At 69.5% G+C, this 20,621-nt stretch carries 26 protein-coding genes; 12 read left to right on the forward strand and 14 right to left on the reverse strand.

The genetic code is table 11. From position 1 onward, the window contains the following. Positions 1–19 precede the first annotated feature (19 nt). Positions 20–709: a thiamine phosphate synthase gene (gene thiE, locus SACAZDRAFT_RS10785; protein ID WP_005441511.1), complete on the forward strand. Its 690-nt coding sequence runs from the start codon at positions 20–22 to the stop codon at positions 707–709. A 4-nt stretch (positions 710–713) separates the two neighbouring features. Here the strand turns inward: thiE and SACAZDRAFT_RS10790 are convergent, their stop codons facing one another. Next, a complete protein-coding gene (locus tag SACAZDRAFT_RS10790) occupies positions 714–1,580 on the reverse strand; it encodes a prolipoprotein diacylglyceryl transferase (RefSeq protein ID WP_040927737.1) in 867 nt (288 codons plus the stop codon). A 153-nt stretch (positions 1,581–1,733) separates the two neighbouring features. Next, on the reverse strand, positions 1,734–2,468 hold the full coding sequence (locus SACAZDRAFT_RS10795; protein WP_005441513.1) for a GntR family transcriptional regulator: 735 nt from the start codon (positions 2,466–2,468) through the stop codon (positions 1,734–1,736). A gap of 181 nt (positions 2,469–2,649) precedes the next feature. Between SACAZDRAFT_RS10795 and SACAZDRAFT_RS10800 the strand changes: the two genes are divergently transcribed. Both SACAZDRAFT_RS10800 and SACAZDRAFT_RS10805 read left to right on the forward strand, forming a co-directional pair. Continuing rightward, positions 2,650–3,669, forward strand: coding sequence for an SIS domain-containing protein (locus tag SACAZDRAFT_RS10800; RefSeq protein WP_176662503.1), 1,020 nt, complete (start codon positions 2,650–2,652; stop codon positions 3,667–3,669). After that, complete coding sequence (locus SACAZDRAFT_RS10805; protein ID WP_005441518.1) at positions 3,666–4,670, forward strand: N-acetylglucosamine kinase; 1,005 nt, start codon at positions 3,666–3,668, stop codon at positions 4,668–4,670. The genes SACAZDRAFT_RS10800 and SACAZDRAFT_RS10805 overlap by 4 nt, the downstream gene beginning before the upstream one ends. Positions 4,671–4,673: 3 nt before the next feature. On the opposite strand, the gene SACAZDRAFT_RS10810 is transcribed toward SACAZDRAFT_RS10805, so the two are convergent. Then, positions 4,674–5,354, reverse strand: coding sequence for a DUF3159 domain-containing protein (locus SACAZDRAFT_RS10810; protein WP_040927738.1), 681 nt, complete (start codon positions 5,352–5,354; stop codon positions 4,674–4,676). Positions 5,355–5,575: 221 nt separating this feature from the next. Here SACAZDRAFT_RS10810 and SACAZDRAFT_RS10815 point away from each other — a divergent pair, with 221 nt between their 5' ends. From SACAZDRAFT_RS10815 to SACAZDRAFT_RS10835, 5 genes are all read left to right on the forward strand, one after another. Continuing rightward, the gene (locus SACAZDRAFT_RS10815) at positions 5,576–6,409 is read left to right on the forward strand and encodes an SGNH/GDSL hydrolase family protein (RefSeq protein WP_005441522.1); all 834 of its coding nucleotides are present in this window, start codon (positions 5,576–5,578) and stop codon (positions 6,407–6,409) included. Positions 6,410–6,474: 65 nt separating this feature from the next. Beyond that, on the forward strand, positions 6,475–7,176 hold the full coding sequence (locus SACAZDRAFT_RS10820; RefSeq protein WP_005441523.1) for an OmpA family protein: 702 nt from the start codon (positions 6,475–6,477) through the stop codon (positions 7,174–7,176). 38 nt (positions 7,177–7,214) lie between these two features. After that, positions 7,215–7,583, forward strand: a complete 369-nt coding sequence (locus SACAZDRAFT_RS10825) for a hypothetical protein (protein ID WP_005441524.1) — start codon at positions 7,215–7,217, stop codon at positions 7,581–7,583. 65 nt (positions 7,584–7,648) lie between these two features. Beyond that, positions 7,649–8,140, forward strand: coding sequence for a DUF6932 family protein (locus tag SACAZDRAFT_RS10830; RefSeq protein ID WP_005441525.1), 492 nt, complete (start codon positions 7,649–7,651; stop codon positions 8,138–8,140). Then, a complete protein-coding gene (locus SACAZDRAFT_RS10835; protein WP_005441526.1) occupies positions 8,134–9,012 on the forward strand; it encodes a hypothetical protein in 879 nt (292 codons plus the stop codon). The genes SACAZDRAFT_RS10830 and SACAZDRAFT_RS10835 overlap by 7 nt, the downstream gene beginning before the upstream one ends. A gap of 332 nt (positions 9,013–9,344) precedes the next feature. On the opposite strand, the gene thpD is transcribed toward SACAZDRAFT_RS10835, so the two are convergent. The 6 genes from thpD to SACAZDRAFT_RS10865 form a co-directional block, all read right to left on the reverse strand. Then, complete coding sequence (gene thpD, locus SACAZDRAFT_RS10840; protein WP_005441527.1) at positions 9,345–10,247, reverse strand: ectoine hydroxylase; 903 nt, start codon at positions 10,245–10,247, stop codon at positions 9,345–9,347. A 146-nt stretch (positions 10,248–10,393) separates the two neighbouring features. Then, complete coding sequence (locus SACAZDRAFT_RS10845; RefSeq protein ID WP_005441528.1) at positions 10,394–10,783, reverse strand: ectoine synthase; 390 nt, start codon at positions 10,781–10,783, stop codon at positions 10,394–10,396. Between the two features lie 44 nt (positions 10,784–10,827). After that, positions 10,828–12,081 (reverse strand): diaminobutyrate--2-oxoglutarate transaminase, encoded by a 1,254-nt coding sequence (gene ectB, locus SACAZDRAFT_RS10850; RefSeq protein WP_005441529.1) that lies wholly within the window; start codon positions 12,079–12,081, stop codon positions 10,828–10,830. 71 nt (positions 12,082–12,152) lie between these two features. Continuing rightward, positions 12,153–12,698, reverse strand: a complete 546-nt coding sequence (ectA, locus tag SACAZDRAFT_RS10855; protein ID WP_005441530.1) for a diaminobutyrate acetyltransferase — start codon at positions 12,696–12,698, stop codon at positions 12,153–12,155. A gap of 296 nt (positions 12,699–12,994) precedes the next feature. After that, entirely contained in the window at positions 12,995–13,567 is a 573-nt protein-coding gene (locus SACAZDRAFT_RS10860) for an HhH-GPD-type base excision DNA repair protein (RefSeq protein ID WP_005441531.1), read from the reverse strand. 112 nt (positions 13,568–13,679) lie between these two features. Continuing rightward, the gene (locus tag SACAZDRAFT_RS10865; RefSeq protein ID WP_198283865.1) at positions 13,680–14,732 is read right to left on the reverse strand and encodes a helix-turn-helix domain-containing protein; all 1,053 of its coding nucleotides are present in this window, start codon (positions 14,730–14,732) and stop codon (positions 13,680–13,682) included. Between the two features lie 40 nt (positions 14,733–14,772). Here SACAZDRAFT_RS10865 and SACAZDRAFT_RS10870 point away from each other — a divergent pair, with 40 nt between their 5' ends. Continuing rightward, on the forward strand, positions 14,773–15,177 hold the full coding sequence (locus SACAZDRAFT_RS10870) for a cupin domain-containing protein (protein WP_005441541.1): 405 nt from the start codon (positions 14,773–14,775) through the stop codon (positions 15,175–15,177). A 53-nt stretch (positions 15,178–15,230) separates the two neighbouring features. On the opposite strand, the gene SACAZDRAFT_RS10875 is transcribed toward SACAZDRAFT_RS10870, so the two are convergent. Continuing rightward, a complete protein-coding gene (locus SACAZDRAFT_RS10875; RefSeq protein WP_005441542.1) occupies positions 15,231–15,740 on the reverse strand; it encodes a mycothiol transferase in 510 nt (169 codons plus the stop codon). A gap of 186 nt (positions 15,741–15,926) precedes the next feature. Between SACAZDRAFT_RS10875 and SACAZDRAFT_RS10880 the strand changes: the two genes are divergently transcribed. Continuing rightward, entirely contained in the window at positions 15,927–16,343 is a 417-nt protein-coding gene (locus SACAZDRAFT_RS10880; protein ID WP_198283867.1) for an alpha/beta hydrolase, read from the forward strand. 94 nt (positions 16,344–16,437) lie between these two features. Here SACAZDRAFT_RS10880 and SACAZDRAFT_RS10885 read toward each other — a convergent pair whose 3' ends face one another. The 4 genes from SACAZDRAFT_RS10885 to SACAZDRAFT_RS10900 all read right to left on the reverse strand — a co-directional run bounded on the left by SACAZDRAFT_RS10885 (position 16,438) and on the right by SACAZDRAFT_RS10900 (position 19,202). After that, complete coding sequence (locus tag SACAZDRAFT_RS10885; RefSeq protein WP_005441543.1) at positions 16,438–17,061, reverse strand: Abi-alpha family protein; 624 nt, start codon at positions 17,059–17,061, stop codon at positions 16,438–16,440. Positions 17,062–17,130: 69 nt separating this feature from the next. Continuing rightward, the gene (locus SACAZDRAFT_RS10890) at positions 17,131–17,445 is read right to left on the reverse strand and encodes a hypothetical protein (protein ID WP_005441544.1); all 315 of its coding nucleotides are present in this window, start codon (positions 17,443–17,445) and stop codon (positions 17,131–17,133) included. 183 nt (positions 17,446–17,628) lie between these two features. Beyond that, positions 17,629–18,240, reverse strand: coding sequence for an alpha/beta hydrolase (locus SACAZDRAFT_RS10895; protein ID WP_005441545.1), 612 nt, complete (start codon positions 18,238–18,240; stop codon positions 17,629–17,631). After that, a complete protein-coding gene (locus SACAZDRAFT_RS10900; protein ID WP_005441546.1) occupies positions 18,237–19,202 on the reverse strand; it encodes a ring-cleaving dioxygenase in 966 nt (321 codons plus the stop codon). Before SACAZDRAFT_RS10900 ends, SACAZDRAFT_RS10895 begins: the two co-directional genes overlap by 4 nt. 347 nt (positions 19,203–19,549) lie before the next feature. Between SACAZDRAFT_RS10900 and SACAZDRAFT_RS10905 the strand changes: the two genes are divergently transcribed. Together SACAZDRAFT_RS10905 and SACAZDRAFT_RS10910 are read left to right on the forward strand one after the other, a co-directional pair. Further along, a complete protein-coding gene (locus SACAZDRAFT_RS10905; RefSeq protein WP_005441554.1) occupies positions 19,550–19,966 on the forward strand; it encodes a hypothetical protein in 417 nt (138 codons plus the stop codon). Between the two features lie 214 nt (positions 19,967–20,180). Then, positions 20,181–20,588: a hypothetical protein gene (locus tag SACAZDRAFT_RS10910; protein WP_005441555.1), complete on the forward strand. Its 408-nt coding sequence runs from the start codon at positions 20,181–20,183 to the stop codon at positions 20,586–20,588. Positions 20,589–20,621 lie beyond the last annotated feature (33 nt).

Below are 20,621 nucleotides of genomic sequence, written 5' to 3' on the forward strand. Positions count from 1 at the left end.
CCGTACTACGGTGGCGGGCATGCCAGGCCTCGACGGTGATCAGATCAGGAAGCGCCTCGACGACGCGCGACTCTACCTCTGCACGGACGCGCGTTCCGAGCGCGGCGACCTCGCGGAGTTCGTCGACGCGGCGCTGGCCGGTGGAGTGGACATCGTGCAGCTGCGCGACAAGACCGGCGGCGCGCCCCTGGAGGCGGCCCACGAGATCGCGGCGCTGGAGGTGCTCGCCGAGGCCTGCGCCCGGCACGGGGCGCTGCTGGCCGTCAACGACCGCGCCGACGTCGCCCTGGCCGTCGACGCCGACGTCCTGCACCTTGGCCAAGACGACCTGCCCGTCGCGACGGCCCGCCGCATCGTCGGCGACGCACCCGTGATCGGCCGGTCCACCCACTCGCCCGCCCAGGCCCGGGCGGCCGCGACGGAACCGGGTGTGGACTACTTCTGCGTCGGACCGTGCTGGCCCACGCCCACGAAACCGGGCAGGGCGGCCCCCGGCCTGGACCTCGTGCGCACCGTGGCCACGGAGATCGATCCGGGGCTCGGCACCACGCGGCCGTGGTTCGCCATCGGTGGCATCGACCTCGACCGGCTCGACGACGTGGTGGCCGCGGGAGCGCGCCGCGCGGTGGTGGTGCGGGCCATCACCGAGGCCGACGACCCCACCGCGGCGGCGCGCGCCCTGCGCGAGGGCCTCACGCGAGCGGGCTGACCGCTCAGTTCTCGCGGTCCGACGGCGCCCGCTCCTCCTGCGCCTCCGTCGTCGGGGCGGGCTGCTGGTCGCTCGGCTCCTGCGGCACCGACGTGGTCTCGCTCGGCTGCGTCGGCTGCGACGGCTGGGCGGGCTGCGACGGCTCGTTCTCCCGCGGCGTCTCGCTCGGTGTCTCCTCGACGGCTCCGCCGCCTCGGCGCTCGTCCGGCTCCTCCTCGGGCACCGACGTCGAGGTGGAGCCGTCGGTGTCCTCGCGCTCGCCGTCCGGGTCATTCACCTCCGGCGGCGTCCGGTCGCCGCCGACCTGGCCGTCGCCACGCACGATGCTGCTCACCGTCGTGGAACCGTCGCCCGACAACGCCTTGCCGGTCACGCCCTCGTAGCCGGTGACGACGAGCATGCCGATGACGAACGCCAACGCGCTCGTGGCCGCCAGCACCGGTCCCCTGCGGCGCCACCACTGCCGGCGGGCCCGCGAGTTCTCGACCGGGCCGGGCGAGGCCAGCACCCGGGTCCGCTCCATCGCCGCCGCGTGTTCGTCCCACCGCTGCTGCGTGACCGCCGGGAGGTACACGGTCCGGTCCAGGTCCTGGTGGGCGGCCTCCCGCTTCCGCCGCCCCGCCACGACCCGAGCCGCGTTCTTGGTGCGCTCCAGCGAGCGCATGAACAGCTCGCTGCCGACGGTGGTCACGACACTGAGCAGCCCGGCACCGACGACCGTGCCGTACACGCCCAGCGTCGAACACAGGAACGCCGCGGTCACCGCCGCGAGCGCGGCCGCGGCGACCTGCACGGGCGAAAGCCCCGACTTCTCCGACTTCTCGGACTGCTGCGAATCGGTGTTCTCGACCTTCGTCCTGTCGTCCTTCATGCCCCTCGATCCGCTCGGACTCCCCACAACCCCTCCAACGAATTCATCGTTCGAGGTGCTCCCGGCGTTGCCCGACGTGAGGACAATTACGTCACACGGCGACACCGCGGCGCAACTGCGCGTCCACAGTGGATTCGAACGGCGACGGACCGGTCACGGACGGGTCAAGGTCGTGACGAACTTGTAGCGGTCACCGCGGTAGATCGAGCGCACGTACTCGACCGGCTTGCCGTCGGAGGCGAAGGTCTGCCGCGACAGCAACAACACCGGCATGCCGATCTCGGCGCCGAGCAGGTCCGCCTCCTGCGGGCCCGCGAGCGACGTCTCGATGGTCTCCTCCGCGCGCTCCAGTTCCACGCCGTAGCGGTCGCGCAACGCCTCGTACAACGAGCCGCCGGAGGCGACGTGCCGACGCAGACCGCGGAACCGGGACGACGGCAGGTGGGTCGTCTCCAGTGCCATCGGTTCGCCGTCCGCGAGCCGCAACCTGCGCAGCAGCAACACCTTCGCTCCGGTCCGGATGCCGAGCAACCTGGGCAGGTCACCCTCGGCGTGGATCTCGTCGATCTCCAACACCCGCGACGACGGCTCCCGGCCCTGCGCCCGGATGTCCTCGGTGTAGGAGGACAACTCCAACCGCTGGGCCAGCTTCGGTTCCGCGGCGAACGTTCCCTTGCCCTGCACCCGGTGCAACCGGCCCTCCGCCGTCAGATCGGCGAGCGCCTGGCGAACCGTGGTCCTGGAGACGGTGAACTCCGTCGCCAGGGCACGTTCCGTCGGGATGGCCGCTCCGGCGGGCAGGGACTCCAACAGGTCGAGCAGGTGTTGTTTGAGCGCCCAGTACTTCGGCTCCCGCTGTGCTCGCGTGCCGGAAAGCGTCTCCACCATTGCCGACTCCCTCACTAAGACACCTACCCCCCTCACCCTGGAACGTACCCTCCGGATAGTACGTTGAACGTGCTCAGTATTGGTCTAGACCGGTGATCGAGACCTGGAGTGCGTCGCAGGTGAGCCGGCTAGGGTGAAAGCAAGGGTGACGACCGTGAACGACACCGAACCCGGCAGGCACATGGCCGCCGAGGTAGCCGAGCAACCGGACGTCCTCGCAGGCCTGGTCCAGGCACGTTTCGACATCACCGCGGTCGCCACACGGATCGCGCAGACCCCGCCCCGCTTCGTTCTCCTGGCGGCCAGGGGCTCCAGCGACCACGCCGCCCTCTACGCGAAGTACCTCGTCGAGGTGCTGCTGGGCCTGCCCGCGGGCCTCGTGTCGCCGTCGACGACCACCCTCTACCAGGCCGAACAGGACCTCGCCGATGTCCTGCTGATCTCGGTGAGCCAGAGCGGCGGTTCCTTCGACCTGCTCGAAGTCACGCAGGCCGCCCGCGCGCGCGGGGCGCTGACCGTGGCCGTCACCAACACGCCGTCGTCACCGCTGACCGAGGCGGCCGAGCTCGCGGTGGACATCCGCGCGGGCACGGAACAGGCCGTGGCTGCCACCAAGACCTACTCCGCGACGCTGATGGCGCTGTACCTGCTGGTGGACGCCATTCGCGGGGGCGACGCGAAGGACGTCGCCGACATCGGCGAGCTGGCCACCCGCACCCTCGACGACTCCGAGGAGCACGTCGAGCGGGCTATCGGCCGGTACCGCTTCGCCGAGCGCATCCTGACCACCGCGCGCGGCTACTCCTACGCGACCGCGCTGGAAGCCTCGCTGAAGCTGTCCGAGACGACCTACCTTCCCACCCGCGCCTACAGCGGCGCGGACCTCCTGCACGGCCCCGTCGCCGCCGTCGACGCCGGAACCGCCGTACTCGGCATCGCGGGCGCGGGCCACGGCGGCGCGGCGATGCTCGACGTGTTCGACACGGTCACCCGTAGCGGAGCCGACCTGCTGTGCGTCGGCTCGGCCGCACACTCGGTGCCGTCCGCGGCGCTGACCGTGCCCGTCGCCGAGTCCGCCGAAGAGGTCGCACCCATCCTGGAGGTCCTGCCCATCCAGCGCCTGGCACTGGGACTCGCGCTCGCGCGCGGGCTCGACCCGGACGCCCCGCGCGGCCTGCGCAAGGTGACGAGAACCCGATGAGCCTCGCCGTAGGGGTGGACGCGGGCGGCACCTCCACGCGCGCCTGGGTCGTCGACGCCGAAGGACGCGTGGTCGGTACCGGTACCGGCGGAGGGGCGAACCCGAACTCGCACCCGCCCGAGTCGGCCGCCCGGGCGATGACCGAGGCGATCACCACCGCGATGGCCGGGTCCGACCCGGCGGACGTGCGCGCGTGGGTGATCGGCATGGCCGGTCGCAGCAAGCTCACCGATCCCCACATCGCCGCCGTGTTCGAACGGGAGTGGGACACCCTCGGCTTCGTGCACGTGCGGCGTCCGACGCTGGTGTCCGACGCGGTGGCCGCGTTCGTGTCGGCGACCGCGGAACCCCACGGCACCGTGCTCGTGGCGGGCACGGGCTCCGTCGCGGGCCGGATCCGCGACCGCGAGATGGTCGGCACGGTCGGCGGCTACGGCTGGCTCCTCGGCGACGAGGGCTCGGGGTTCTGGCTCGGCAGGCAGGCCGTGCGGATCACGCTCGACGTCCTGAGCGGCAACCACCCGCCGACGCGGCTGGCCGACGCGGTGTTGCACCAGGCTGGGATCGACCCGCAGGCTCCCGACGCCGCGTTCCGGTTGATCACCGCCGTCAATGCCGAATCGCCGGTCCACGTGGCCCGGTACGCGCCGCTGGTGAGCTCCGCGCACGCCGACGGCGACGCCGCGGCCGTCGCGATCGTCGACCAGGCCGCGGCCCTGCTCACCGACACGGCGCTGGCCGCCCGCGACGACGGCGAAACGACCCCCGTGGTGCTCGTGGGCAGTGTCCTCGGGCCGACGAGCCCGGTGGGTGAACGCGTGCGTGCCGCGCTCCGCGCCGCGACGGACGCACCCGTGCTGGGCAGCGACAACGGCGTGTTGGGAGCGGCCTGGCTCGCCGCACTCGACGCGTTCGGCCCCGAGATCCCGCGCCCGGAAACGGGTACGGTGGAAGGAGGCCCCCGGACCTCCCCCTCGCCGGGGGCCGCTCCTCTGCCCTGAGGGTCAACCACGCTCGTCGGACGCGCCGGACTCGGCGTGTTCGGTGGGATGCCGCAGCCCCGGGTGGTCGTCCGGCAGGCACCGGTACAGCACCCAGCCGCTCACCACGAGCGTCGCGAGCACCAGCGGCCACGACAGCACCACGCGGGCCACGCTCAGGGCCACGACGTCACCGGCCGCCCACAGCGCGCCGAACACCGCCACCCGCACGACGTACTGGGCGACCCACACCCAGCTGGCCCTGGCGTAGGCGCGCACGAGCGCGGTGTCGGAACGCCACCGCGTTCGCTGCCCCAGAACGAAGCCGAGCACCACACCGAGCAGCGGCCACCGAATGACGATGCTGATCGTCCACGCGAGCGCGCTCGCGACGTTGGAGAGCAACTGCGGGAGGAAGAAGTCGACCGCCCTCCCCGTGTACAGGGCGATCAGCGCGGCCACGACCACCGCGGCGAGACTCACGAGCACGGCCCCGGGCCGGTCGCCACGCGTCATCCGGACGACCCCGACGACGAGGCTCACGGCCAGCGCCGCCGCCGCGCCCCAGCCGATGGACGACCCTCCGACCAGCCACCCCACCGCGAACGCGACCGGCGGCAGACTCGCGTCGAGGGCCCCTTTCCGGCCCCCGAGCAGGCTGGCGAGCGACTCGCGGCGCGCGCCGTTCGGAGAGGCGTCATTCACGCCTCCAGCGTGCCCCACCCGCGTTCGGCTCCATGCCGCCGGGAGACCGCGGGAACACGAGACGTTTGCCACACACCCCGAAAAGCGCAGGAAAACGGCCCCCGGACAGACGAAACTGGGGGTTGCAGTTCAACCGACGGTGGCGTAAGCGGCCTGCAGAGGGGCATCCTTTCCGGTTGTCTGCGGGATTTTCACTGGGGCTTTACTGGGAGGAGACGTTGGTGACCCATTTCGACAGCTACGTGGCGATCGGGGACAGCTTCACCGAGGGCCTCAACGACACGCTCCCCGACGGCTCGTTCCGGGGGTGGGCCGATCGGCTGGCCGAGATCCTCGCAGACGGGCGCGACGACTTCCGCTACGCGAACCTCGCCATCCGCGGCAAGATGCTCGCCGAGATCATGGAGGAGCAGCTCCCGGTCGCGCTCGACATCCGCCCCGACCTGGTCACCGTGTGCGCGGGCGGCAACGACATCATCGTCCCCGGCGCCGACGTGGACGAGGTCGCCGCGCAGTTCGAGCAGGGCATCGCGAGGCTGCGCGAGGCGGGCATCGAGGTGTTGATCTTCACCGGTCCCGACACGAAGCGGATGTCCGTGATGAGCATCCTGCGCAGCAAGGTCGGCATCTACAACGCCCACCTGTGGGCCATCGCCGATCGCCACGGCGCGAAGGTCGTCGACCTGTGGGCCATGAACGTGCTGCACGACGCGCGCGCGTGGAGCGACGACCGTCTGCACTTCACGCCCGAGGGGCACCGGCGTATCGCGCTGCGCGCGGCCGAGGTGCTGGGAGTGCCCACCGAGAGCGACTGGCGCGAGCCGTGGCCCGAGAACGCCGAGCCCGCCAACTGGCTGACCCTGCGTCGCTCGGACCTGGAATGGACCAAGACGCACCTGCTCCCGTGGATTCGCAGGCAGCTGCGCGGTGAGTCGATGGGTGACGGCATCCTGCCCAAGCGGCCCCAACTCGCTCCCCTGGTCACGTCCCAGGCCACCACGGCCACCCTGCTCGCCGAGCGGCCCGTTCCCCGGCAGCAGTCCCGCTCCGCCTGAGCCCACCCCGGGCCGGCCGATCACCGTCTTGGCGGCGGGTGACGAATCGGACCTACAGTCGCACTATGCCCGCCAAGCGCGTTCTGGCTGTGCTCGCCGCCTCGGCGGTGCTACTCAGCGGTGTCCTCGCGCTCCTGGCGACCCTCGTCGAGGCGGACGGCATCGAGGCCGACCTCGCCGAGCGGTCACGGCAGGCCCTGGCGGAGGCAGGCTTGCCCACCGACGTCGTGAGCTTCTCCGGACGGGACGCGGACGTGCGAGCCCGCACGCCTCGGGAGGCGCTGCTCGCGAGCGCCGTCGTGGCCACCGTCGACGGCGTGCGGTCGGTGGACGTCTCCGAGGTCGCCACGGCGTCTCCGGCCCAGGCGGAGCGCGGTCTGGTCGCCGAGGCGCACAGAGCCGCGAAGGCGCTGTTGCAACGGGCCGTCGACGACGTCCTGGCCGAGCACCCCATCACCTTCCGGCCGGATTCGGCCGCGCTGACCCGAGCCGGTGAGGACGCCGTGGCCGAGGTGGCCTCCGTGCTGACGGATGCTCCCCCGGATTGGCGGTTCGAGGTAGGCGGGCACGTCGCGCGGGTACTCGGCTCTGACCGGGAAGGCGCCGAGGAGCTGTCGCACGCACGCGCAGCGGCCGTGGCGGAGGAACTGGTGAACCACGGCATACCGCCCCAGCAGGTCACCTCCGTCGGATACGGCGACACCCGCCCGCTGTCGAGACTCGGCACGTCCGCGATCGACCGGAGGGTGGAGATCACCGTGCGATAGCCGCCCGGCGCCGAGGGTGAACTGGCAGGAGGCGGCCCATGCTGTGGTTGTTCGGTGAGATCTGGTTGTGGTTGTTCGCCGCGTTCGTGCTGGGCCTCGCCCTGGCCGGGGCGACGTACTACGCGATGCGTCGCCGGACGACCGCGGACGGCGACCGGGCGACCGGCCCCACGGCACCGCCGTTGTCCGACACCGAGCGCACCACGCTGATGCGCCGCGTGGACCCGGACCACGACCCCGCGCACGGGGCTCGGCGCCCGCCGTACGGGACCGAGGACGCCCCGGCCGAAGGACGGCTGCACGGTGTCCTGCCGCTCACGCCGTCCGAGTGGCGCGAACGCAACGACTGGCCCGACGAACGTGACATCGCGATCGCCGAGGAGAACCGCCCGCGGCCTCAGGGCTGACGGCACGGGCTGATAGGTTGCCGATTGATTCCCCCGGTTCACGTTCGTCGCCCGAAGGATCGTGCATGCCGCTTCCGCACTGGACGTCGGAGAACGTTCTCCCGCCCGGGCGGCACCAGTCCGACCTCTCCGACATCTACGAACGGCTGGTGTGGGACGCCCCGTACCGCAACGAGCGCGAAATCCTCTTCAGTGCCCTGAGCGGGTACCTGGGCGTGGTGTGCAGGCTGATCCCGTCCGGCCGCGCCTGGATCGGCGGCGGTCTCACCGTGCGTTCGGCCGAGATTCCCCGCGACGTCGACGTGGTGCTGCTGCCCGACGAGTGGGGCGCGCTCAAACGACTCGACGGCCACGCCCGCTCGACGTTCTACGGCATGTTCACGCTGCGGGGCGTGATCGCCGAACAGCCCGCGATGTACCTGGAGCAGGTGCAGCCGGTCAGCGGCCTCGTCGACGGGTTCCTGTGCCACCCCGGTGACGAGGACGTCTGGGAGTCGGTGTGGTCGCACGGTCCCGTGCCGGGCACGGTGAAGGGTTTCCCGGAGGTGGTGTGGTGAACTTCCGGCAGCTCGCCGAGAACGTCCCCGGCGGCACGTGGCTCGACGACCTCGCGAGGGCCTCGGCGCTCGCGGCCCACGCGAAGTTCGAGCGCACGTCCCGGTCGCCGCTGCTGCGTGTCTCGGTGCTCGGCTCGTCGCACCTCGACGCCTACACGTCGTCCGACCTCAGCCGCGCGCTGCAGGACGCCACGGCCAAGATCGGCCACATCGTGCGCAACCCGCAGACCGAGATCACGTCGGTGCAGCCGTCCGACCGCGAGAAGGCGCCCCTCATCCAGCGGGGCCAGGCGGGCAACGCGATGTTCTTCGGCTTCCCCGAGACGTCCGTTCCGGGTGCGCTGATCTCCGACGGCATCGAGACGCTCTCCGAGCGCGCGGTGAAGGAGCTGTGCGACTTCCTGCCGGTGAACGGCTCCGACGACGGCGCACTCGACGCGGTGCTGCTCCAGCGCGACACCGTCCGCAACGCCGTCAGCGACGTCGTGAACGCGGTCATGCGCACGTCCAGCATCGCGCTGTCGCTCACGCCCACGACGGGCGAGGACGTCGCGCGCAGCATGACCACCGAGCAGGCGCGCGTGCTGCAGAGCAGCCTGCGCGAGTCACGCGAGGACGTCGGGTACGAGACGGTGACGGGCAGGCTCGACGGCGTGCGCACGCGTAGGCGGATCTTCTACCTGGAACGCGACACGGGCTCCACCATCCAGGGAGCCGTCGCCCCGGACCTGCTCGACAAGATCAAGGAGAACCTCGACCGGCCGGTCACGGCGCGGCTCCGCGTCGTGCGCACGACGACCATCGACGGCCGCCGCGGCCGGCCCGTGTACGAGCTCCTGGAGATCCGTTCGGAGACGAGCCTGTTCGACTGACAGCGCGCGGTCAGCCGTCGGTCGGCAGATCCCGAACGAGTCGAACCCTCGACGGCCGAACAGCTCGCGCTGAATCCGGACACGAATACGGCCCCGTGCCGCCAGTCCCGAACCTGGCGGCGCGGGGCCGTACCCACGCACATCCACACCGTCGCACACACACGCCGGACTCACCCCGAGCAAGGAGTCACGCCCGATGTCGTGGCGGCGATCACCTCACCAGCCGCGCCGCTGAGGTGCCGCTACGGTAACAGACCGCATCGGGGCGACTACGCTCCACCCCGACGCCGTCCGTCTCCACGTGATCTCTCGAGGGACCCGCGCTTGCGCGATCAGCGGGTCAGCGGCGTGAAGTCCCTCGCACCGATGAACGTCGGCCGCGGGCTCTTCGCGGCGAAGGGCTCCACCAACGTGTTCTCCACGCTGTTGAAGACCAGGAAAATGTTCGACCTCGGGTACGGCGTGATGTTGTTGCCCGACCCGTGCATGATGTTGGAGTCGAAGAACAGCGCCGAGCCCGCGGGCCCCGTGAACTGGTCGATGCCGTGTTCGGCGGCGAGCTTCGTGATGTCGTTCTCGCTCGGGACGCCGATCTCCTGTTCCTTCAGCGAGGCCTTGTAGTGGTTCTCGGGGGTCTCGCCGACACACTGGACGAACGTGCGCTGCGATCCCGGCATCACCATCAACCCGCCGTTGAACGGGTAGTTGTCGGTGAGCGCGATCGAGCAACTCACCGCGCGCGGCCTCGGCATGCCGTCCTCGGCGTGCCAGGTCTCGAAATCCGAGTGCCAGTAGAAGCCGTTGCCCTTGAACCCGGGCATGTAGTTGACGCGGCTCTGATGAATGTACACATCGGACCCCAGAATCTGCTGGGCCCGATCGAGGATCCGAGGATCCCGCGCCAGTTCACCGATCAGCTCGCTGATCTTGTGCACCTCGAAGATCGACCGGACGTCGCCGGACTCCTTCTCGGTGACGACACGCTCGTCGGCCTTGAGTTCCTCATCCGACGAGAGCCGTACGAGTTCCTGCCAGTACCCCTGCACCTCGGCAGGGGACAGGAGTCCCTCGATGATCGAGTACCCCTTCGCGTCGTGCGAAGCCAGGGCGGCCGCGTCCATCGGGCCGTCCTGCTCACCGCCCCAGACGGTGGGATCGGTCCGCTCGAGCAGCGCCGCCTCACCTGCGACGCGAGTGGGATACCTGTCGGTCGTCCGGCTCTCCGCGAGAGTCACGTAACTCGCCTCCTCCGAGTGCCACTGTGCTGTTTTCCGGTCGGTTTTCTTGACGTTCCCCGTTCTTTCAGGTGATACCCGTTCGGGGTCCGTAGGAACCGCCTCCACAAGAGACGGTTCCCACGAAACCTGTGGTCGTCCGCTCGTTAGTCCTCGACGACGAGTGGGTACACGCCGTTCTCGTCGTGCACCTCACGGCCCGTGATAGGCGGGTTGAAGACGCACACCGTGCGCATGTCCGTCTTCGGCCGCACCTGGTGCTTGTCGTGCTGGTCCAGGAGGTAGAGCGAACCCGGCTTCAGCTGGTACGTCTCTCCGGTCGTCTTGTCGGTCAGCTCGCCTTCACCCTCGACGATGAACACGGCCTCGATGTGGTTGGCGTACCAGAAGTCGTTGACCGTGCCCGCGTACAGCGTCGTCTCGTGCACGGAGAAGCCGACCTTGTCCTTGGCGAGGACGATCCGCTTGCTGCGCCAGTTCGGCTGCTTGATGTCGGCTTCGGTGTCGGTGACCTCGTCGAGGGTCCGAACGATCAATTTGGCTCCTTCACGAAATGAGATGTGCAACGTCGAACGCGCGTTCAGCGCGACAGCACGGCGCCGACCGATTCCTTGATGATCGACAGGCCCTGCTCGATCTCTTCCTCCGTCGTGGTGAGCGCGGGCAGCAACTTCACCACTTCCCCGTCGGGGCCGGAGGTCTCCATCAGCAAACCACGCTCGAACGCCTGGGCACAGACCTTGCCCGCGATCTCGCCGTCGGGGAACTCCAGGCCGCGGGCGAGGCCGCGACCCTTCGCGACCAGGTTCGACTCCGGGTAGCTGTCGACGAGCTCGGTGAAGACCCGGCCGACGCGCTCGCCCTTGGCCTTGGTGGACTTCTCCAGCTCGTCGTCGCGCCAGTACGTACGCAGTGCCTCGGCTGCCGTCACGAACGCGGGGTTGATGCCGCGGAACGTGCCGTTGTGCTCACCGGGCGACCACACGTCGAGGTCCGGGCGGACCAACGTGATGGCCAGCGGCAGACCGTAGCCGCCGATGGACTTGGACAGGCAGATCATGTCGGGCTTGATGCCGGCTTCCTCGAAGCTGAAGAACGGACCGGTGCGCCCGCAACCCATCTGCACGTCGTCGAGGATGAGGAGAATGTCGTGCCGCTCGCACAGCTCCGACAGACCCTTCAGCCACTCCAGGCGCGCGGCGTTGATGCCGCCCTCGCCCTGGACGGTCTCCACGATGACCGCCGCGGGCTCGTTCAGCCCGCTGCCGGAGTCCTCCAGCAGGCGCTCGAAGTAGAGGAAGTCCGGGTAGGCGCCGTCGAAGTACTTGTCGTACGGCATGGGAGTCGCGTGCACGAGCGGGATCCCCGCTCCGCCGCGCTTCATCGAGTTGCCGGTCACCGACAACGCACCCAGGGTCATGCCGTGGAAGGCATTGGTGAAGTTGATGACCGACTCCTTGCCGGTCACCTTGCGGGCCAGCTTCAACGCGGCCTCGACGGCGTTGGCGCCGCCGGGCCCCGGGAAGATGACCTTGTAGTCCATCTCGCGGGGCTTCAGGATGACGTCGTTCAACGTCTCCAGGAAGTCCCGTTTCGCGACGGTGAACATGTCGAGCGCGTGTGTCACACCGTCGCGCGAAATGTAGTCGATCAATGCCTTCTTCAGTACCGGATTGTTGTGCCCGTAGTTCAGAGCGCCGGCACCGGCGAAGAAGTCGAGGTATGCTTTGCCGTCTTCCGAGTAGAGCCAACTACCCTGAGCCCGGTCGAACACGACGGGCCAGCCACGGCTGTAGCTGCGCACCTCGGACTCAAGGGTTTCAAAGATGCTCACTTGCTCAGTCTCCTGCTATTGAGGAACAAAAAATCGAAGGCCGCGAGATCGGTCACATTCGCGTGTATCGATCACTGTGGTCGCCGGGCGCTCGAAAGCGGGCCGACGCGGAAGAGATCCTCGGGCTCGTGCTCGTCGGGGAAATCGTCCACATCGAACAGCCGCGACCGCTCCAGCGTGGCGTTCCACCTCTTCGCGAACGAGGAGAACAGCCGGATCGACGCCTCGTTGTCAGGCGTGATCGTGGTGTCCAGGTAGCGCACTCCGGAGTCCACGAGCTTGCCGAACAGGTCGTCGAGCAGCGTGCCCGCCAGGCCGCGCCCTCGCTGTGACGAGTCGACGGCGACCTGCCACACCAGCACGGACTCGGGGTCCGTGGGGCGACGGTAGCCGATGACGAAACCAACAATTTCCCCGTCGACGCGTGCGACGACCGACGTGTCGGCGAAATCGACACACCACAGTAGGTAGGCGTACGACGAGTTGAGATCCAACTTCTGCGAATCGCGAGCGATTCGCCACAAGGCCGCGCCGTCCTGCTTGGTCGGCGTTTCGATCACAATGCGGCCCGCCGATTGATTATCGCCGTTGGCACGCTCTGAGTGCTTTCCGGACATATTCAAAGAACGTAACAGAGTGCTTTGCCGGTCTCAGCTCGTCGCCCGGTGGCCCACCGTGGCTACCTGCGACAACACAGAAACATGCGTGACAACACCAACAAAAAGGTTCCGATCATGCTAATCGATGTGCTATAAGCACAGCGCTGGGACCGCTCTATTCGAGCGGGTACCTGAGAGGAACCGTAGTGGCGCCGGGCACAGAACGCGAGCGTCTGTCCGGGTTAGCGTCCCGTCGGGTGACACGATGTCAACGGACGGCTCACGACGGTCGGCGGACCGCCCAGCCGAGTCGCTCAACCCCGTTTCGCCGCCGCCTTGGCCGCCTTCTTGTACGAGCGGACCTCCTGCAGCGTCTGCTCGTCCACGACGTCGGCGATGGAGCGCCGCGACCCCTCCTCGCCGTACGCTCCCGCGGCCTCACGCCAGCCCTCCGGTCGCACGCCCAGCTGCTTGCCGAGCAGCGCCAGGAAGATGCGTGCCTTCTGGTCGCCGTAACCGGGCAGCGCCTTCAGCCTGCGCAGCACCTCGCGACCGTCCGGGTCACCCTGCGTCCAGATCGCGTCGGCCCGCCCGTCGTAGTGGTCGAGCAGGTAGCGGCACAGCGCCTGGATGCGCTTGGCCATCGCCCCGGGAAAGCGGTGCACGGCGGGTTGCCGAGCGCACACGGCCGCGAACTCCTCGGGGTCGGCCTCGGCGATGGCGTGCACGTCGAAGCCACCCAGCCGGTCGGCGATCTTCTTCGGGCCCGCGAAGGCCACCTCCATCGCCACCTGCTGGTCGAGCAGCATGCCGGTGAGCAGGGCCGCCGGGTCGTCGCTCAGCAGCGCGTCGGCGTCGCGGTCGCCGGTGAGGTTCAGCGTCGGCATGCCCTCATCCTCGCAGACCACGCGGAGTGTCGCCGTGGCCGCGAACCAGGTCGCACGGCCCGAACAGCACCCCGCGCCACTCCCAGTCCGAGCGACAGGTCGCCCGACCACCTCACTCGGACGATCGGCGTGCTTCGCGAGCAGACGCGGAAGTTGACCCGGCACTGACCGACGTCGTTCGACTCCGGTACCCGAACCGCCGCCGGTACTCCGTGGGACTCACCCCGACGTGCTTGCGCAGCAGCGACCGGAGATTGGACGCCGTGCCGAGTCCACTGGCCTCCGCGACCCGGTCGAGCGGCAGCTCGCCCCGCTCCAGCAGCTGACACGCCAACCGCACCCGCTCGCCCGTCAACCACACCAGCGGCGTCGTGCCGACCTCCGCGGCGAATCTGCGATGCAGCGTCGCCGGGCTCACCGCCGCGCGACGGGCCAGGTCACGGACGGTCAGCGGCCGGTCAAGCCGTCGTCGCGCCCACTCCAGCACGTCCGACAGACCCGCGTGCACGTGGCGGGGAACCGGCCGCTCGACGAACTGCCGCTGCCCTCCGTCGCGATGACCGGCGAACACGGCCCGCCTGCTCACCGCGTTGGCGACGTCCGCGCCGTGGTCCTTCCTGATGACGTGGAGGCCGAGGTCGAGCGCGGCCGCACTCCCGGCCGACGTGAGCACCGCACCCTCGTCGACGTAGAGCACGTCGGGGTCGAGCTCGACTCGCGGGAAGCGCGCCCGGAACGCGTCGGCCCAGCGCCAGTGCGTCGTCGCGCGGCGACCGTCGAGCACGCCCGCCTCCGCCAGAGTGAACGCCCCGGTGCAGAAGCTCATGAGCCGGGCCCCTCGCGCGGCCGCCGAGCGGACGGCCTCCACCACCGGAGCCGACGGCGACACCGCGGGGTCCGGCCGGTTGGGCACCAGAACGGTGTCGGCGTCGTCGACGATGTCGAGCGGTTCGACGTCGGAGAGGCTGAAGAAGCCGGCGTGCATCGACACGGTCGGCGTCGCGGCGCACAGCCGGAAGTCGTACCACGGCGCACGCAGCTGACCGTCGAGTTCGGGCCGTCGCAGTCCGAACAGTTCCGTCGCCACCCCGAGTTCGAACGGATTGGACCCGTTGTCCACGATGGCGACCACGCGATGTGCCGCCTGCGACGACTCTTGCGACATCTGCGTTTTCTAACACTTCCGGGGGATGTTCGCAGGTTGCATGCTCAAGACCATGCACGCTCACGCCACCGGCCTCGACGAGGCCCTCGCGCGCTTCGACCAGCTGTGGAGCCCCCGGATCGTCGCCACCGTGAACGACCACGACGTGCGCGTGGCCAAGGTCGCCGGGGAACACCTGTGGCACGCCCACGACGACACCGACGAGTTCTTCTGCGTGCTCGACGGCGAGCTGCACATCGCGCTCCGGGAAGGATCCGACGAACGCACCGTGACGCTGACCAAGGGCTCGGTGTTCGTGGTACCGCGCGGAGTCGAACACAAGCCGTCGTCGCCGGACGGCGCCTCCATCCTGTTGTTCGAGCGCACCGGCACGTCGAGCGTCGGGACGCGACACGACACCGTCCCGGCACACGTGGACGCCACCACCGGCAGGGAACTCACGTGAGCGCGCCTGATCACGGCTGACCAGGTGCCATGGTCGAGTCCTTGTACGGCCCGTCAGCGGTGGAGCAGCAGGCCTCGCACGAACGCCGCCTGCCCCGCGTGTTGCAGGTCGTCGGCGATCACGCTCACCAGCCGCACGCCCAGCGTGACCGGCGGGCTCCACGACTCGTCGATCACCACGTCGAGGTCGTCGGCGGTGATGTCGTCGAGATAGGCCAGGGTCTGCTCGTGAACGGCGTCGTAGTAGCCGGTCAGCAGCCTCACCGACCGCACCTGGACCGCGGCGACGTCCTCATTCGTGTGCCCGAAACCCGTGTCGGCGTGCGGCAGGTCCACGCCGAAACGGTCGTACCAGCCGTCGGCCAGCCACGTCTGCGCGCGCTCCGCCACCTCGGACACGTGATCGTCCTGGACCCGCGTGAGGTGCCACAGCAACCACGCGATCGAGTTGGCCTGCGCGTCGACACGCTCGTTCAACTGGGCCACCCTGAGCCCTCGCACGGCGTCGTGCACAGCCTGCCTGACGCGCTCGAACCCGTCCCTGAGTACGTCCACGCTGTCCATTCGAGCCATTGTCGGGCACGGAACGGCTGCCCGCCGGGGACGAACCCGCACGGGCGCACGTACGGGAAGCGCGAACACGCGTGCGCAGGGAGCGGACACGAAGTCGGAGGGCCTCTAGAGTCGGGACATGCCGAACTCGACGTCGCGTCCGGCGTTCGCCCTCGTCCCCGGCGCGGGCAGCACACCGTGGTACTGGCACCGATGATCCCGCTGCCCGGGGAGACGGGCTCGCAGTGGTGGGAGCGCACGGGGCACGCCGAGGCGCGGCGCACCGCGGACCTGCGGGCGGGGCGGGATCCCGACGCGGAGGCCGATCTGGAGACGCTGTTCCTGCACGACCTTCCCCCGGCCCTGGCGGAGGCCGCACTGCTGCACGGTGAGTGCGACCAGGCGTCGACTCCGTTCGACCAACCCTGGCCCGCGCCCGCCTGGCCCGACGTGCCGACGCGCGTGGTCGCTTTCCGCCACGACCGGGTGTTCCCGCTGGAGTTCCAGCGCCGTCTCAGCCGGGACCGGCTCGGCATCGTCGCGGACCAGCTGGACGGCAGCCACGTCGGAATACTGAGCAACGCAGTGGAACTCACGCGGTACCTGGTGCGCTGACCGGTCGCTCCGGCGTACGCGAAGTGCGGACAAGCGTACGGGAACCGCGGACACGTGTGCGCAGAGCGCGGACACGGTGTCAGGAGGCGACGGGTCAGGGGGTGGCGGGGATTTCTGCCTCAGGGGGTTTCGGGGAGCAGGCTTGCCAGAGACTGGTTCCGAAACGGGAGATCCGCACCGTGCCGCGGACGAATCGCGGCCTGCGCAGCGTCCGCGCCGCCGCGACCACGGTCTCGTCGGCCACGAGCACCTCGTACTGGGTCGACAGCGTGCGGTCCTCCGGGCCCAGCTCGGCGAGACCGAACGCCACGAGCCTGGTCACGTAGACGGGCACGGCGTCGGTGAGCGTGACACCGGCGGCCCGGCCCACCGTGGAGGCGTTGCGCACGACGACCCTGTCGCCGCCACCGAGGAACGTGCTCTCGACGACGTCCGTCGTGGGATACCGCTCGCCGTGGGCGAGAAGCTGGAGGACGCGGGCCTCGTCCGGCACCAGCGACCGCACGACCGCGTCGTACAGCCGCCGCCTCGCCTCGTCACGCCCGAGTTCGGCCGACTCGGCGAGGAGCTCCGCCATCCGCGTGCGCAACGGGTGGCTGGTCGCCTCGGCATCACCGGCGAGCAACGTGGGTTGGGAGCGAGGACGTGGTTCGGATGTCTCGACGCCGGGTATCAGGGTCGCCAGCTCGTAACCCGTTCGAGCTGCCCACCCGGCCATCCTGCCTACCCGCCGTACCAGCGCTCCGGTTGCCACATCCTGATGTTGCCCGCCCGCAACCGCAGCGCGCTACCCCTTCGGGTGATGCCGATCGTCCTGTGTGAAACCCCAGAGTTCGAGCGCGTTGCGAATGAAATCCGCACCGATCCGGTTGGCCTGCGCGACGTTGCCCTCCTGCCGTGCGGGAAGCTCGTCGCGGCCGTCGACCACCCGGTCGTTCTCCGAGCACGGATGCTTCCAGTACGCGCCGCACCCGGCGGGACACGGCACCTCGACGGTACGGAGAACGCCGAGCTGCGGCTGCTGCCACGTCAGAACTCCGGCGCCCTCGCACAACATGCAGTCGTCACTTCGGAACCTGGCCGAGTCCTCCGCAGTTCTCACAGGGGTCCTTCCGGTTGGGGGCAAGCCCGGATCCGAGACAACGCGGGCAATTCACCATGTCGCCGAAGTTCATCGTGCATCTTCCTTTGCATTCACGGAAGCGAACACGACTATATTCGCGTGATCGGGCCACTCCCCTTGCGCGACCCCACCATCACCCGTTAGTCGGAGTGGGAACGCGGCTCAGACCGACAGCCACTCCTTCGCCGCGGCCATGCCGTCGACGGTGATCTGGTGGCCCCCGCTGTGCCAGTGCTCGGTGACGTCGCAACCCCGTTCGCGCAGCGCAGCGGCCAGTTCCTGGGCGGGCACCAGCGGGGCCATCGGGTCGCGCCGCCCGTTCACCATCAGCAGCCGGGTGGCGGAGAGGTCGTGGCGGGGCGGCTCGGGGACCGGCATCATCGCCGCGAACAACACCGCCTCGGTGAGCACGTCGGGCCGCAGCAACACCGCGGCCGCCGCGATGTTGGCCCCGTTCGAGAACCCGACGGCCACGAGACGTCGCCCGTCGAGTTCGTAACGGTGACGGGCCTCGGTGACGAAGTCGGCCAGTTGTCCCGCCCGGAAGATCACGTCCTCGGTGTCGAAGACACCTTCGGCGTGCCGTCGGAACCACCTCGCCGCGCCCCGCTCCGACACCGGGCCCGCGGGAGCGAGCATCGGCGAGGCCGGGCACAGCTCCTTGCCCAGCGCCAGGATGTCGGCCGGGCTTCCGCCCGTGCCGTGCAGGAGCAACAGGACCGGGGCCGAGGCACTGCCCTCGACGAACTCGTGCTCGAACGTCAACTCGCTCATGCGCTCACCGGGTTGTTCTCGCGGGGGAGGTCGAGCTTCGGCAGCGTGGCCGCGATCTGCGCCCGATCCGGCTCCAACCACGGCGGCAGTTTCAGCGCGCGGCCCAGCTCCAGCAGTGGCTCGTCGACGGTGAATCCCGGCTGCTCGGTGGCGATCTCCAACAGTGTTCCTCCGGGCTCGCGGAAGTAGATCGACCGAAAGTATCGCCGGTCCATGATCGACGTGACACCGACGCCCCGCTCGACCAACTCCTCACGCCACGCGGCCTGCGTGGATTCGTCGGGTGCGCGCCACGCGACGTGGTGCACGGTGCCCGCGGCGACCAGCCCACGGGGTGCGTCCGGTGTCACGAGCACGTCCACGGTGGCGCCCGGGCCGCCGTCGCCCGCGACGAAGCGGAACCGGTTGTGGTCCTCGGCCGCGAAGGTCAGGCCGAGGCCCTCGGTGAGCATCCCCGCCGTCGCGTCCTCCCGGCTCACCGACAGCGTCACCGAGTGCAGGCCGCGCACCGCGTGTTCACCGGGCACCACGGGCGTGTCCCACGGATCGCGGGGATCGCCTTGCGCGTGCGCCACGAGTGCCAGCTGGAGCCCGTCGGGGTCACGGAACGGCAGGACGTCCTCGTCGTCGCGCTGGAGGACCTCACCCGTCGACACCCCCGCCTGCTCCAGGTGCCGCTTCCACCAGCCGAGCGAGTGTTCCGGCACCGAGAACGCGGTCGTCGTGGCCTGGCCGGTGCCGAGCCGCCCGCGCGGGGCGTCGGGCCAGGGGAAGAACGTCAGCAGCGTGCCCGGCCTGCCGGACTCGTCACCGTAATAGAGGTGGTAGGTGCCCGGATCGTCGAAGTTCACGGTGGTCTTCACGAGTCGAAGGCCCAGCGTGCGCAGATAGAAGTCGGCGTTGCGTTGCGGGTCGCCGCCGATCGCGGTGACGTGGTGCAGTCCGCTGGTCCGGTAGGGCATGGCTCCTCCTCGCCCACCGGGGGTACCTCTGCGGCCATCGGCATAAACGACAGGGCGAGCCGCCCCGGGCGCGTCCCGCGAGCCGACCTCGCTCGATCCGGCCCCTCCGCGCCACGAAGAACGCTCCGGAATGCGAGCGTCGAGGGCGGCGACACGATTCGGCGTCACCCGTTTCACCATTCCCTGGAATTCGCGCACATTTCCTTGACAGCGCTTTCCCCGATCGGGCTACGTGATGTGCACCACTGTCCGTTTTGCGATTGCGACATGCCTCGCGGGGGTAGCAGGTCCTGAGGCTTTGTGCCTCGGCTCCAACGCCTGTGATCATTCGGAGAAAGGAACATCCCATGCGCAGTGTTCGTCGCGGTCTCGTCGCCACCGCCATCGCCTTCCCGCTCGCGTTCGGCTTCGCCGGCGTGGCCGCCGCGGAGAACGGTGAAGGCAGCGTCGACTGGGCCGAATACGAGGCGAGCATCGCCGTCGCGGGCCCGGAGGGTGCCTTCGCAGGCGAAGTCTCGGCCGAGGCCTTCCACGCCGAGTTCGAGAAGGACGGCAAGAAGGACGGCAAGGAGCACGGCGACAAGCGCTCCGGCGACGCCCGCCACGACGACAACGGCAAGGACAAGGACAAGGACAAGAAGCACGAGAACGGCGAGAAGGAGATCGACTACGCCTCGTACGAGGACAGCGGGGCTGCCGCCAGCTACCAGGGCGCGGTCGCGTGGGACGTCGAATCGGCTGCCCTCCACGCCGAGCAGGACTGATCTCCTCCCCGCTCTTCGGTGACGCGATGCCCCGGGCCTGTTCCCGGGGCATCGTCGTGAGCGCACCCGCCGAATATCGCGGCCGCTACCTCACATCGGTGATTGCGCTGATCCAGTTTCACGCGACCGCTTAGCGCCCAAGGCACCGGGTAGCAAAAACCCCGAGGCCTTCTGCCTCTGCTTCAACCCTCGAGAATCGGAGAAAGGACATCTCATGCGCAGTGTTCGTCGCGGACTGGTCGCCTCTGCCCTTGCCCTCCCGCTCGCGTTCGGCTTCGCCGGCGTGGCCTCGGCCGGAGAGAACGGTGAAGGCAGCGTCGACTGGGCCTCGTACGAAGCAAGCTTCGCTGCCGCCGGCCCTTGGGGCGCAGCCGCCGGCGACATCGCGAGCGAGGCGTTCCACGCCACGTTCGAGCACAACGGCGACAAGGACCACCACAAGGACAAGGACAAGAAGCACGGCGACAGCCGCCACGACAACGGCGACAACGGCAAGCACGACGACAAGGGCGAGGCCGAGGTGGACTGGGCCTCGTTCGAGGCGGAAGGCGCTGCCGCCGGCCCGCTCGGCGCGGCCGCAGGGGAGCTCGAGGCCGAGGCGTTCCACGCCGAGAAGGACTGATCTCCGGGCTTTCTCCTGAAAGGTACCCCGGGA

This window comes from Saccharomonospora azurea NA-128, from assembly GCF_000231055.2.
GTDB classification, from domain to species: Bacteria; Actinomycetota; Actinomycetes; order Mycobacteriales; family Pseudonocardiaceae; genus Saccharomonospora; species Saccharomonospora azurea.